General features: G+C 43.0%; 15 protein-coding genes. 10 read left to right on the forward strand and 5 right to left on the reverse strand.

Annotated features, from left to right (window positions below; all coding sequences use genetic code 11):
- Positions 1 to 95: 95 nt before the first annotated feature.
- The 5 genes from CHH58_RS12330 to CHH58_RS12350 all read left to right on the forward strand — a co-directional run bounded on the left by CHH58_RS12330 (position 96) and on the right by CHH58_RS12350 (position 3894).
- On the forward strand, positions 96 to 569 hold the full coding sequence (locus tag CHH58_RS12330; protein ID WP_095233209.1) for a DUF4306 domain-containing protein: 474 nt from the start codon (positions 96 to 98) through the stop codon (positions 567 to 569).
- A 107-nt stretch (positions 570 to 676) separates the two neighbouring features.
- The gene (locus tag CHH58_RS12335) at positions 677 to 1447 is read left to right on the forward strand and encodes a TSUP family transporter (protein ID WP_095262593.1); all 771 of its coding nucleotides are present in this window, start codon (positions 677 to 679) and stop codon (positions 1445 to 1447) included.
- A gap of 214 nt (positions 1448 to 1661) precedes the next feature.
- Entirely contained in the window at positions 1662 to 2618 is a 957-nt protein-coding gene (locus CHH58_RS12340; RefSeq protein ID WP_095262594.1) for a LacI family DNA-binding transcriptional regulator, read from the forward strand.
- Positions 2619 to 2649: 31 nt separating this feature from the next.
- Positions 2650 to 3327: a DUF554 domain-containing protein gene (locus CHH58_RS12345; protein ID WP_095262595.1), complete on the forward strand. Its 678-nt coding sequence runs from the start codon at positions 2650 to 2652 to the stop codon at positions 3325 to 3327.
- Positions 3328 to 3348: 21 nt separating this feature from the next.
- On the forward strand, positions 3349 to 3894 hold the full coding sequence (locus CHH58_RS12350; protein WP_095234728.1) for a hypothetical protein: 546 nt from the start codon (positions 3349 to 3351) through the stop codon (positions 3892 to 3894).
- Between the two features lie 170 nt (positions 3895 to 4064).
- Here CHH58_RS12350 and CHH58_RS12355 read toward each other — a convergent pair whose 3' ends face one another.
- The 3 genes from CHH58_RS12355 to CHH58_RS12365 form a co-directional block, all read right to left on the reverse strand.
- A complete protein-coding gene (locus CHH58_RS12355) occupies positions 4065 to 5435 on the reverse strand; it encodes an FAD-binding oxidoreductase (RefSeq protein WP_095234727.1) in 1371 nt (456 codons plus the stop codon).
- 244 nt (positions 5436 to 5679) lie between these two features.
- Positions 5680 to 7299: a lactate permease LctP family transporter gene (locus tag CHH58_RS12360; protein ID WP_095231216.1), complete on the reverse strand. Its 1620-nt coding sequence runs from the start codon at positions 7297 to 7299 to the stop codon at positions 5680 to 5682.
- Positions 7300 to 7332: 33 nt separating this feature from the next.
- The gene (locus tag CHH58_RS12365; RefSeq protein WP_373554098.1) at positions 7333 to 8286 is read right to left on the reverse strand and encodes an L-lactate dehydrogenase; all 954 of its coding nucleotides are present in this window, start codon (positions 8284 to 8286) and stop codon (positions 7333 to 7335) included.
- Positions 8287 to 8600: 314 nt separating this feature from the next.
- Here CHH58_RS12365 and hpaB point away from each other — a divergent pair, with 314 nt between their 5' ends.
- Positions 8601 to 10031 (forward strand): 4-hydroxyphenylacetate 3-monooxygenase, oxygenase component, encoded by a 1431-nt coding sequence (gene hpaB / locus CHH58_RS12370; protein ID WP_170937619.1) that lies wholly within the window; start codon positions 8601 to 8603, stop codon positions 10029 to 10031.
- 33 nt (positions 10032 to 10064) lie between these two features.
- Here the strand turns inward: hpaB and CHH58_RS12375 are convergent, their stop codons facing one another.
- Together CHH58_RS12375 and CHH58_RS12380 are read right to left on the reverse strand one after the other, a co-directional pair.
- The gene (locus CHH58_RS12375; RefSeq protein WP_095233216.1) at positions 10065 to 10388 is read right to left on the reverse strand and encodes an AzlD domain-containing protein; all 324 of its coding nucleotides are present in this window, start codon (positions 10386 to 10388) and stop codon (positions 10065 to 10067) included.
- Positions 10385 to 11101, reverse strand: a complete 717-nt coding sequence (locus CHH58_RS12380; RefSeq protein WP_095233217.1) for an AzlC family ABC transporter permease — start codon at positions 11099 to 11101, stop codon at positions 10385 to 10387. The genes CHH58_RS12375 and CHH58_RS12380 overlap by 4 nt, the downstream gene beginning before the upstream one ends.
- Before the next feature lie 79 nt (positions 11102 to 11180).
- Here CHH58_RS12380 and CHH58_RS12385 point away from each other — a divergent pair, with 79 nt between their 5' ends.
- The 4 genes from CHH58_RS12385 to CHH58_RS12400 all read left to right on the forward strand — a co-directional run bounded on the left by CHH58_RS12385 (position 11181) and on the right by CHH58_RS12400 (position 13026).
- Positions 11181 to 11738, forward strand: coding sequence for a helix-turn-helix domain-containing protein (locus tag CHH58_RS12385; RefSeq protein WP_095233218.1), 558 nt, complete (start codon positions 11181 to 11183; stop codon positions 11736 to 11738).
- A 12-nt stretch (positions 11739 to 11750) separates the two neighbouring features.
- A complete protein-coding gene (locus tag CHH58_RS12390) occupies positions 11751 to 12215 on the forward strand; it encodes a DUF523 domain-containing protein (RefSeq protein ID WP_095233219.1) in 465 nt (154 codons plus the stop codon).
- A 14-nt stretch (positions 12216 to 12229) separates the two neighbouring features.
- Positions 12230 to 12745 (forward strand): DNA topology modulation protein, encoded by a 516-nt coding sequence (locus CHH58_RS12395; RefSeq protein WP_095260909.1) that lies wholly within the window; start codon positions 12230 to 12232, stop codon positions 12743 to 12745.
- Between the two features lie 71 nt (positions 12746 to 12816).
- Positions 12817 to 13026: a helix-turn-helix transcriptional regulator gene (locus CHH58_RS12400; RefSeq protein WP_346426087.1), complete on the forward strand. Its 210-nt coding sequence runs from the start codon at positions 12817 to 12819 to the stop codon at positions 13024 to 13026.
- The last annotated feature ends 2 nt before the right edge of the window (positions 13027 to 13028 follow it).

Consider the following 13028-nt stretch of genomic DNA (forward strand, 5'->3'; position numbering starts at 1 on the left):
GTGAATTATACCTTTTATAAGAAACATAGTCTTAAAAAGCATGGAAGAGTTTATTGAGCAGAAAAGTAGAATATTGGTTTAACAGGGGGGAAGGAATGTCACGAAAGTACTTCGGAGTTATTTTAACAGGTTTTACGTTTACAGTTTTCCTTGTGTTTTCACTTTATGAGGGCAGTAACCTGATAGACGATCCATTTGAATGGCCACGTTCAACGCCTTTTACACATTTACTTGTTTCCAATCCAGTCTTTCCGCAAGATATCGTTTGGCTGGACTTTTTTGTTTACGCAATTAAGTTTTACGCTGTTTACCCGATTATGACTCTTATCAGTGCGGCATTACTACTAGGTTTGACAATCCAGAAGATGAATAAGAGCAAACAGGTGTATAGCAACATCTTCGGAATTTTTCTAGGTGTTATTATGTTGTATACAAGTCTCGCTTTCTTTTCAGCTCAAAGTCTTGGTTCCGCAGTGTTTCGTTATACATTGCTGTTTATTGGTCTGATGCTAGTTCTTAGTGCCAGCTATTCAATATTTAGGCATAAGACCTCTAAGGTTCAACCTTAGGGGTCTTATGTATAGTTTCCGTTAAAACCAAATGCCTTCGCCTTTTTCTCTTATGGTAAGATTATGATAGTAATAAATTCTTTTAGAGAAAGGGCAGGAAGGACTTTATGCATTTGGAATTAGACACGATTTTGCTCATTATACTTTTTGGATTTCTTGCTGCATTCATTGATTCTGTTGTCGGAGGGGGCGGACTGATAACAATTCCGGCATTGCTGTTTGCAGGATTGAACCCTGCGGCTGCAGTGGCAACGAATAAACTGGCCGGAACGCTGGGGTCATTTACAAGCACGCTCATGTTCTATCGATCTGGCAATCTGGATTTGAAATCTGTTATGAAGTTCTTTCCGCTATCCTTCATCGGTTCTTTGCTCGGAGCATGGACCGTACACGTTATCGATCCTGCATTATTTAAGCCGCTCATGCTGGTAATGCTGATTGCTGTTGCTATTTACACCATTATAAAAAAAGATTGGGGCAGCGTTTCTACCTACGAACGATTAACACCAAAAAGACTGCTTATTTTTACAGCAGTCCTGACGCTTATCGGTTTCTATGACGGTTTTCTCGGACCTGGGACAGGCTCATTCCTCATGTTCGCCTTCCTGTTCATCGGCTTTGACTTCCTGCGTGCGGCCGGTAGCGCAAAGCTGTTGAACTTCGGCAGTAATGTGTCTGCGCTGATTTTGTTTATGATTTTGGGTCAAGTACATTACGCTATTGGCCTTATTATGGGAATATCAGGTATCTTTGGATCTATTGTTGGTTCACGTTTTGCAATTAAGCGCGGGAGCGGGTATGTGCGCATACTGTTTATTGTCGTAACCACGGTGCTGATTGTGAAGAATGTGTATGATTACATAAAGGAAATCATGTAAAAGGCCGCTCAGGCCTTTTTGTTTTGTATTTATAATTAGCATCCTAAGTAGATAAAAGTGCGGTACCAGATCACGCTCTGCCAAAACGGATTACGCTCCGGTTTCCCAGCACCTTTAACCACAGGTTACTTGCTGAAAACGATACCAGGTCAAGTGTTTTTTCAAACAAGGAAGCGTTATACTGTAATCAAGTACATAGCGAGAGGGAGAACATATGGCGACAATCAAGGATTTAGCCAAGATGGCCGGAGTCTCAGTGACGACTGTATCCCGGGTGCTCAATGATCATCCTTATGTGAGTGAGGAGAAGCGGAAAGCTGTGCTGGAGGCCATCGAACGGACTGGATATGAAAAGAATGTAAATGCGGTACATTTGAAAACAGGAAAAACGCAGCTAATCGGTGTAGTACTGCCTTTTTCGGATCATCCTTATTTTGCCCGGCTATTAAAAGGAATTGCGAAGCAAGCATTCGTGCATAACTTTAAGCTCGTATTGATTCAGACGGATTATCAGACAGAGAGGGAAAAGGACGCATTACAGATGCTCCGGCAAAAGCAAATAGATGGACTGATCATTTGTTCGCGCAACTGTGAGCTGACACTGATAAAGTCTTACACGCAGTATGGACCAATCGTTATCTGTGAGAATGTGACGGAGGAATTGTCATCTTCTTATGTGGATCAATATCAGGCTCTCCAGGATGCGCTCTCCTATTTATACGAGGAAGGACATCGTAGAATCGGCTATACTGTGTCCAGACTAGATGGGACGAGCAGTAAAAACCGCGATGCTGCTTATCGGGATTTCCTTGCAGAAAAGAAACTCTCATATTGTGCAGATTATGTGTTCGATGGGATGCTGTATTTTGAGGACGGAGAAACATTGATGAAAAAGCTCCAGCGAATGGCAGATCCGCCATCAGCACTAATTATAACGAGCGATCAAGTGGCTGCAGGCGTAATGACGTATGTCAACAAAGTTAAGTTACGTATTCCGGAAGAACTGGCCATTATCGGTTTCGATGATTTACCAATGGCCCGAATGATGGGCATTACAAGTATGCATATACCGCTAGAGGAAATGGGAGAGCATTTGTTCCAGCAAGCCATAGAGAAGGGAACAAAACAAAAGCTGTTCCACACCAAACTAATAAAGCGGAAAACGGTGTAGTTCAAGTTCTTACGTTTTTGGAGGAGAAATTATGTTTGGAACATTTTTCAATGTAGCAATGATCATTATCGGCAGTACACTCGGGACTGTCTTTAAAAAGGGTATGAAGGATAGATATCAAACAATCCTTATGCAGGCAATGGGATTAGCCGCACTGGCATTAGGTATCAATGCAATTGTTGGTCATCTTCCTGAAAGTAAATATTCTGTTCTATTTATTATCAGTTTGGCAATCGGAGCAATAGTTGGTGAAAAACTGGATCTGGATGCAAGATTTACGAACGTAGTAAAGAAGTTCTCCAAGTCGAATTTAGCAGAAGGTTTGTCTACAGCAATCCTTCTGTTCTGTATTGGATCTCTTTCTATACTAGGTCCAGTCGAAGCCGCACTGCATGGTAATTACTCCTACCTGCTTGCAAACGGTATGCTGGATTTTGTAACCTCCTTGGTCCTGGCGTCAACTTTCGGATTTGGAATCGCATTATCGGCAGGGATTTTATTCGTATGGCAGGGGTCGATTTATGTAGTGGCAAAAGCATTGGAAAGTACAGTTAATGTGGATTTGCTGAATGAAGTGAGCATAGTAGGCGGTGTCTTGATCATGGCATCAGGCTTAAGCATTTTAGGGATAAAGAAGTTCAAGACGATGAACTTCCTGCCAGCGCTGCTTGTCCCGCCTGTATTCTTTTTGATATTAAAGATTTTTTAATCAGGAATAAGGAGGAGTAGCATGGATAGAGAGGTAAAAGAGGCATTCATAAAATCCAAATCTAAGGACAAGCGAGAAAGCTATGAAGCATATCTATACATACTCCAAGCCACAGAAAAGCGAGTGGATTGGGCATATGAGGTCTGGGATGACTTGCTGGACGGTTTAACGGATAAAGATAATCATCAGCGTTCCAGATCAGCTCAATATTTAGCTAATCTGGCAAAAAGTGATCCGGAAAATAGAATGCTTACAGATTTGCCGAGGCTCTGGGAAGTGACAAGGGATGAGAAGTTCGTTACTGCTAGGCACAGCCTGCAATCTATCTGGAAGGTCGGGCTTTCCGGTGCAGAACAAAATGATAGGCTTATGGAATATATGGTCGATCGATTTAAAAACGGGACAGATGAAAAAAATTATACGTTAATTCGTTTTGACATCATGCAAAATATGAGGCATCTGTATGATCGGTTAGTCGAGGAGGATATCAAACAAACGGCGATGCATTTGATAGATACGGTCGAGGATGATAAGTATAAGAAGAAGTATATGAATGTGTGGAAATAAAGAATAAAAAGTAGAAGGCCACCTACTATTAGGTATCTTCTACTTTTGGGTTTTTTATATGGTTATTCTTCATTGTGATATTGTAGTTTTTCAGTACACCCTACTCAATTAGGCCATTTTTAAGGAGCACTCATTCTTCAGAATGTTAGATGTGGTACCTTCTAGAACATTCAGAAATCAGACCTTTCGTAAAATGGAGGTATACTTTGCGGATAGTGGAATACATTCTTTGGATCATACTTTGTTTTTACTTCCCGGAGTCTGTCAAAGTTTGTTCCATAATAAGCACTTCCAAAGTTTTTAATGTTAAAATCCGGAACGTTGACATAGGATCCCTTGGAGAACGGCTTCAACATCTCACGAGTTCTTTCTACTAAAGCGATGTTTCTCTGGGCGTCAGAAGGATTTTTCCAAGTTGCACTCCACTCAAAATAAAACTTTGGATCACGCCAAAAGAATGCTGTTGCTTCTGGAGAAACTCTGCTTACTTCGCCTCCCCAGTTTAGAAAGAAGAAATTGGAATCAGTTCCGGTTGCGTTTTCTAGAAAATAGCGCATAGCTTTGATTGCTTCATCAGGAAATGGCTGAAAACCAAAGGATGAAGAAAATTTGTTCGCCATATCTGTCGGTATTTGGTCAGGTTGAAGTCGATTTTCAACGACAGCAGGCCAAGCTAGAGTTTGAATATTAACCTCTGATGGCGTACCTGTGGTTAACAATGGTTCTAATAGATAAGTTAACTCTGCTTTTGAACCGAGAAACAGTCCTGTTGCTTGGAGCAACCCATTGGTTTTAGTGTTAATACTTAAACTGGTGCCTAATCTGTCGTCAACAGAAGGAGACCATCTTTGCCAGACCTTCACAACGTCTTCTATTTGCTCCCACGGCCAATTAATGTCGAATACTGTTGCCTTTTCAGGTGCACGATGTACCTTATATTTGTATTCTGTAGCTATGCCGAAATTTCCTCCACCTCCACCTCGTGAAGCCCACAAGAGGTCAGAATTATTATTTTCATCAGCTATTATTGTTCTTCCCTCGGCATCAACCATTTTTACCCCAATGAGATTATCACTAGCAAGACCGATTGTACGTTGAAGTGGTCCAATTCCTCCTCCTAGTGTAAGACCGGCAATTCCCACAGTAGGACTATCTCCAAAGGGAGACATGAGACCGTATTTGGCTAAAGTACTGACAAGCGGTCCAACATCAATGCCGGTTTCGATAAGAGCTATTTCCTTCTTGCTATTTAGTCGAACTCGAGTCATGTCGCTGACATCGATGATGATGCCGTCTCTTACAACAGACATATCTCTTTCTAAAGCGTGTCGCCCGCCACGAGCACGAAGAGGGACATTGTTTTCTCGTGCCCATTTTATTGCATTGACCACATCATCATGTTTTTGTGCGAAAACAATAACGAGAGGGTATGTGTCAGTGAATGGATTCCAATTTAGTCGTGCCTTTTCATACCCGGGATCGCCTCTGAAAATAACACGACCGGTCAATTTTGTTTTTGATGCGATAACTAACACCTCCATAATAAACTATAGACCTCAAAGGGTTTTCTTTCGGAATATTGTATGTAGATGTAATAAAACTGCTTGGGTTGATGCATAGAAGGGATTCGGAGGAGAACGAAGCTACTGAATATAGACTAGTAAAAAGGAGGATCTGTCCGTTCAAAACTCGAACGGTCAGACCCTCCTTGATTTTTTTGTTTGACCACTTAAATCTGATATCAGTAGTTTTTCTAGGGCCTCGAAAATTGCGCACGCTTTTTTACTAGAAGAGAGATAAAACAAATGTCAGCACACAAACGAATCCGGCCAGCAGCAAGCTATACTTAATCGTCTGGTTAAACAAAGCTGATTCATTACCTGTCTCTTTTACAGCTGCTGTTGCGATCGCGATAGACTGCGGTGAGATGAGCTTGGCCATGACACCGCCGGCTGTATTGGCAGATAGGAGCAGTGCTGAGCTTGTACCAATCTGGCTGCCAGTGACAACTTGCAATGTACCGAACAGTGCGTTATTGCTTACCACAGAGCCAGTGATGAAAACGCCGATCCAGCCGAGTATCGGGCTGAATAATGGAAACAGGCTGCCCGTTTTAGCTAAGGCCAAACCTATTGAAGCGCTTAGTCCGGCATAGTTTGATAGATTTGCAAACGCCATGATAAAGCAGATTGTAAGAATTGGAATCCAAAGTTCTTTGGCTGCTTCCTGCAGCCCGCTTGTTGCACACTTCCAGTTGATATTCTGGCTGAACAGACTAGTCAATACGACGGCTACCAAAATAGCTGTGCCTGTTGCAGAAACAAAGTCCAATTTCAGGATGGCATCCATTGGTGTATCAGTGACGGCAATTGGTGCAATCTTGACAACTTCCTGATGTAGGAAGGGCATTTTTAAATAGGCAATCAAGCCAGCCAACGGACCTTCTCGTGCAAATAGGTTTTTAAAGAATGGTGTGCTCCAAAAGGCAATAACGATAGTCAGAATATAGAATGGTGACCATGCCTTGGCTACTTGTCCAAGTGTATACTTTGCAGGTTCCTCTTGTACTTCTGCACCTTTTTCTCGGTAAATATGCTGTGGTTGCCATTTACGAAGGAAAAGGGCAAGTACTCCCATGCTGATCAAAGCAGCACCGATATTGGCAAGCTCTGGACCTATGAAAATCATAGTCAATGTCTGGATGATTGTGTACGTACCGCTTAGCACGAGCAATGCAGGTAATGTTTCTTTAATTCCTTTGAATCCATTCAGAATGAAAACGAGCAGGAACGGAATCAGAAAACTGACTGGAGGCAGGATCAAAGCAAGTGTCCGGGAAAGCTCCAGACTGCTGATACCGCCAAGCTGAGCGCCAGTAATAACAGGGATTCCGATGGCACCGAATGCCCCGGATGCAGCATTGGCGATCAAACAAAGACCCGCTGCTTTTAGCGGCTTGAAACCAAGCTGAGCAAGAAGGGCTGCACTGATGGCAATCGGTACGCCAAAGCCAGCTGCCCCTTCCAGAAATGCATTAAAACTAAAACCAATTAATAAGAGCTGTAAACGATGATCTTGCGAGATACTTGCGATGCTGCCGCGGATCACATCAAATTTTCCGGATTTGACAGCCAGTTTATACAGCCATACCGCCATAATAACGATGTAGCCAATCGGCCATAAACCATTTCCGATACCAAGAACGATAGCGGATAACGCTTTGAGTGCGGGCATCTGGAAGACAAATATCGCTACGGCGAAGCTGATAACTAGCGTCAGTCCCGCAGCAAGTATTCCTTTCATTTTGAATGCGGTCAAACCAACCAAGAAAAACAGAATCGGTAAAAAGGCGATTATTGCACTAACATACTCATTGCCAAACGGATCGTACGCTTGCATCCACATGCTATGCTCATCTCTTTTCTGATGGAGTTTGGGTTAGTTCACAGTCTGAAAGGCAGTCTCCACGATATTTCTAAGGACGCCAGCACTATGTTTGAACTGTTCTTTTTCTTTCTCGTTCAATGGTAGCTCGAGAACCTGCTGTGCACCTTTACGCCCGACAATAGTCGGAGCACCGATATACACATCTTTCTCCCCATATTCACCATCGAGATAAGCTGTAACTGGAAGGATTGCTTTTTCATCACCAAGAATTGCTTGTGTTACGCGTACTAGACTCATTGCAATGCCATAGTAAGTTGCGCCTTTTTTCTCGATTACGTGATAAGCAGCATCTCGTACATTCACATAAATCTCATCTAAATCTTCTGTTTTATATTTGCTGTCTGTCTGCATCATTGTTGCAAGCGGAACACCGCCGATTGTTGCTTGGCTCCAGACTGGAAGCTCTGTATCTCCATGTTCTCCAATCATATGCGCCTGTACATCATGCGGCGCAACACCGAAGTAATCGCCAAGCATGTAGCGTAGACGGCTAGAATCCAATGTTGTACCGCTGCCAATAATACGTTCTTTAGGCAGACCGCTGAATTTCCAAACTGCATGTGTCAGTACATCGACTGGGTTTGTGGCAATCAGGAAGATGCCATCAAAGCCGCTTGCCATAATTTCATCAACAATCCCTTTGAAGATTTTAACGTTTTTGCTGACAAGGTCGAGTCTTGTTTCTCCTGGCTTTTGATTAGCACCGGCTGTAATGCAGACAATATCGGCATCTCTGCAGTCAACGTATGTGCCATAGCTTATTTTTGTCGGACGAGGGGCAAATGCTTGGCCGTGATTCAGATCCATTGCATCGCCCATCGCTTTATTCTCATTTAGATCAATAATCACTAGTTCATCCACGATATTCTGATTCAGCAATGCGAATGCATAGCTGCTCCCAACGAATCCCGCACCAACCAAAGCTACTTTATTGATTCTTTCCATGTAGATCATCACCTTTGTTAAGATTTATAGTATGTGAAAAACTTCACATACTTTATAACTATATTGTGCAATACTTCACAAACTTTATCAAGTACTTTGTTTTGAATAAATTGTGAACGATTCGAATATTCTTCTTTGAGGGGGTTTTTGTATGTTTACGATGCTGTTTGCTTTTGGTGTTTTCATCTTGATCGTCTTCCTTGCAGCAGTACGTACGGTAATAGAAAGACGAAAGGGAGAATAACAGCTCTAGTATCTGCATGAGAAGAACGGCTTATCCGTTTTGGATATCAAAATGACAGGGGTGGGTGTGTTTGTCTATCAGAACTGGAGATGCCTATCTTACCAGTATTGATGCGTTAGGTAACAAAGTGTTGAATGGTAAATCAATTGTGAAGAAGCCTCTTTCCAAGCATGGCGCATTTCGAGGAGTGATGCGCACACAAGCAGGATTGTATGATCTGCAGCATGATGCTGCCTATACGGATTTACTGACATATACAGACAATGATACAGGAGAGCGTTATGGTCTTTCCTTCCTTAAACCAGAGACGAAGGACGACGTGAAAAGCCGAGGCGGTATGATTAGATGCTGGGCGGAACAGACACATGGAATGGTAGGCCGCAGCCCTGATTATATGAATACAGTTCTGATGGCACTCGCTTCTTCTGCTTCGTTATTGGAAGGAAAGGATAACTGCTTCCCAGATCACCTGCGAAGCTATTATGAATATGTACGGCAGCATGATTTGACGATGACGCATACATTCATTGATCCTCAGGTAAACAGAGCCGATTTCTATTTTGAGCAGAATGATGAGCCTATCGCTGCAAAAGTCGTTGATCGCAATGCGGAGGGTATAATTATTCAAGGAGCAAAGCTGTTAGCAACCCAAGGTGGTATTACGGATGAACTGGTAGTCATGTCATCAGGCGGCTTTGAGCAGGATAGAGGCTTCGGATTCGCTATTCCGAGTAATGCAGACGGCCTGACATTTGTAGCAAGAGAGTCATTTGCTGGCGGGAAGAGTACAGCAGACTATCCTCTGAGTGCCAGATACGAAGAGATAGATACAATTGTATTGTTTGATAAAGTACTCATTCCATGGGAACGCATTTTCTACTATGATAATGTCGCAGTAGCAAGCAGCTTTAAAAACCAAAGCAATTTTGCTGCCTTCAGCTTGCATCAAGTATTGATCCGAAGAATTGCTAAGCTGGAATTCGCGATTGGCCTCGTCCAATCCTTAATAGAGGAAATCAATATTGCAGAGTACCAGCATGTTCAGGAAAAAGCAGCTAATCTGATTATCCTGGCTGAGGTTTTACAATCACTATTGCAACGAGCAGAAGCAGATGCAGCACCTGATCAATGGGGTACGTTTTGTCCTGATTTAAAGCCGCTTCAGGTAGCGTCGAATCTTTTTGCACGTAAATATCCTGAAATTGCTCCTACTATTCACCAGCTTGGGGCAAGCGGACTGATGAGTATCCCACCGCTTCACGCATTTAAGTCAGAAAAAGGAACAGCATTGAACCATTATCTTCAAAGTAAGACGAAACTAGGGAAGGATCGAGTGAAGCTGTTTCGGCTTGCTTGGGACTTTGTTATGTCTTCATTTGGAACAAGGGAGACTTTATATGAATATTTCTTTTTTGGAGATCCGGTTCGGCTGATAGGTCAATTCTATGGCTCAGTTGATTTTAAGCCATATACAGAGAAAATAGATGATTTACTGACATGAAGGAGGCCTTATCCTATGGATGAGGCCTTTTTATTACACTATATATCTGTATATTGCCATCAGCAGCACACCGCTGACTACAGTCATGGAGAGACTTCGATATTTGTATGCAATAATGGCTGTCGGCAGCAGAATAAGCAATATCGGCCAATCGATAGCGAGCCGGCTTTCTTCTTGCATGAGCAGGTTTTCAATAACCAATGCTGTCAAAATACAAACAGGTACGAAAGACAGCCATTTCATGACAGCATCAGGCAAGCGCAAGTTTCGCACAAGAAGGAACGGCAGTATTCTTGGGATGACAGTAACAAGGGCAGAAAGTGCAATGACTGCCAGCACAGTGCTGTTTATACTCATTTATCCAGCACCACCCCAAGTGAGGCGACTATAACGGTAGCAAGGATAACAGCGACATGTGTTGGAAAAAGAAGCGATAATCCAAGCATGGCGGCAATCATACAGATTATTAAGGTAGCGTACAGCTTCCATTTCGCTGAGGGTACATGCTCGAGCTGTAAGAAGAGCAATCCCAAGAACATAGCAGGTAAAGCAAAATCCAATCCCCATGCTTCTGGATCTGAAATCCACTGGCCGCTAACAGCGCCGAGTATACAGGATACGTTCCAAAACAGATAAGCTGTGAGATTCAGGCCATGCATCCAATGGGCAGAGAGACTGCCAGTTTGTTTTAGTTTAGTGGCGGCAACGCCGAAGGATTCGTCTGTCATTAAAACACCGACTCCTATGTTATGCAGAAACGATTCTTTGGTAAAATGAGGGGCGAGGGCGGCACTTAACAGGAAATTACGCAAATTGATAATGAACGCTGAAAAGACGATGGCAGATAAAGGGCTGCCGGTAAGCAGCAAAGCGCAAATAGCAAATTGAGCAGCACCAGCATATACGCTTGCCGAAAGCAGCGTGATTTCCAGTATACTTAGATTAGAGGCTGTACCAACAATACCGAACGCGATACCAACGCTGATATAGCCGAAGAGAGTGGGCAAACAATCTCGGAATCCTTGGACAAAAGTCAGCGAATCGCTTCTACCGACGGAATCTGTAAGCATGATATCACTCCTTTTCGTTATATTATACATATGTTCGTTATATTGAACAATAACTTTCACAGAAGAAAGGAAAATTCTAATGGAGCATTTGAATAAGATGATTGCCAGTAACCTTTCTGGCTTGCGAAAAAGCCGCGGGCTTAGCCTCGATCGTACGGCTGAATTGACGGGTGTAAGCAAAGCGATGCTGGCACAAATCGAAAAAGGGAAATCCAATCCGACTGTATCCACGTTGTGGAAAATAGCCAATGGATTGCAGGTTTCGTTTTCGTATTTCATGAAAGAAGACAAGGTCTCCTTTATTAAGATAAATAAAGAGGACATCTCCGCAGTGGAAGATGAAGAAGGAGGCTATCGAGTATTTCCTTATTTTAAATTTCAGCCTGACAGGAAATTCGAGATTTACACAGTGGAATTGGAGCCGGGATGTGTACATGGAGCCAAAACGCATCTTGGAGAGGAATATCTTCTTGTAAGGGAAGGGGCTCTCACAGTCTCGCTGGATGGGGAAGAGCATCAGTTGAAAACTGGAGATGCACTGCAGTTTTCAGGCAATACAATGCACAGCTATGAAAATAAAGCAGCCGGTACCGCGAGCTTTTTCTTACTGATGTATTATCCTGAACCTGAAGCATAAGGGGGAATATGAATGATCATGGTAAGTGCCTGTTTAGCGGGAAAACCTGTCCGTTACAATGGAACGTCAGCCGCCGATACAATTGTGGAACAGCTAATTGCTGAGAAAAAAGCGCTCAGTGTGTGTCCAGAATTACTTGGCGGATTCGTAACCCCAAGGGAACCAGCAGAAATTGTCGGGGGAACTGGGTATGACGTTTTAGATGGTAAAGCAAAAGTCATTGAGTATTCAGGAACAGATGTTACCAGCATGTACATAGAAGGTGCAGCACACGCCTTAGCTATTGCCAAGGAGCAGGATGTGGATTTAGTTGTATTAAAGGAAAACAGCCCATCTTGCGGCAGCTCTGTGATTTATGATGGTACCTTCCAAGATCAAAAGCAGGCAGGTGCAGGTGTCACGACAGCTATGTTCAGACGAGCTGGAATTCGTGTTATTTCAGAAGCGGAGCTCGAGCAGGAATTGGCAGGAGTGTGACCAATATGCATACGATGAACAGAATTGCATTGATTGGTTCCGGTGGTTCTGGCAAGTCCACTTTGGCTATGGATATGGGCAAGATCCTGGATATAGAAGTGTGGCATTTGGACGCTATCCTATGGAAACCGAATTGGATACTGACACCGCGGGAAGAACAAAAGCAGATTCAGTCACAATTAGTAAACCGGGACCGATGGATTATCGATGGCAACTACCAAAGTACATTAGACATTCGGCTGGAAGCAGCCGATACAATCATTTTCCTGGATATGCCCCGGACACTTTGTCTTTACCGGGTCTTGAAAAGGCGCCTGATGTACCATAATCGATCCCGCCCTGATATGCAGTCCGGCTGTAAGGAGAAAATCGATTTGCAGTTCCTCAAGTGGATTTGGGACTTCCCAAGCAAGAAACGTCCCCAGATGCAGCAAAAGCTTGCAAATCTATCGATGGACAAGCAAATTATCACATTGAAAAGTCTACAAGAAGTAAAAAGATTTTTAGCTAGCATGAAAGACCAGGTGTAAAGTGACCTTTACACCTGGTCTTTTTTGGTATATATTGGTGTAAAGGTACCTTTACACGTGGATGGGATAGGATGCGGATGCAAGTAAATAACAAAGTAAGGGAAATGCGACAGGCACGGCATATAACACAAGTAAAAATGGCAGAGGAACTAGGCATCACACGACAAACAATCAATGCTATCGAAAAAGGAAGATACAATCCCAGTTTAGAACTGGCTTTTCGGCTGCTTGCGTATTTTGACGTTCCGTTTGAACAGCTATTTTATATAGAGGAGGAGTAGCT

Source organism: Terribacillus saccharophilus (genome assembly GCF_002272745.1).
GTDB classification, from domain to species: domain Bacteria; phylum Bacillota; class Bacilli; order Bacillales; family Amphibacillaceae; genus Terribacillus; species Terribacillus saccharophilus_B.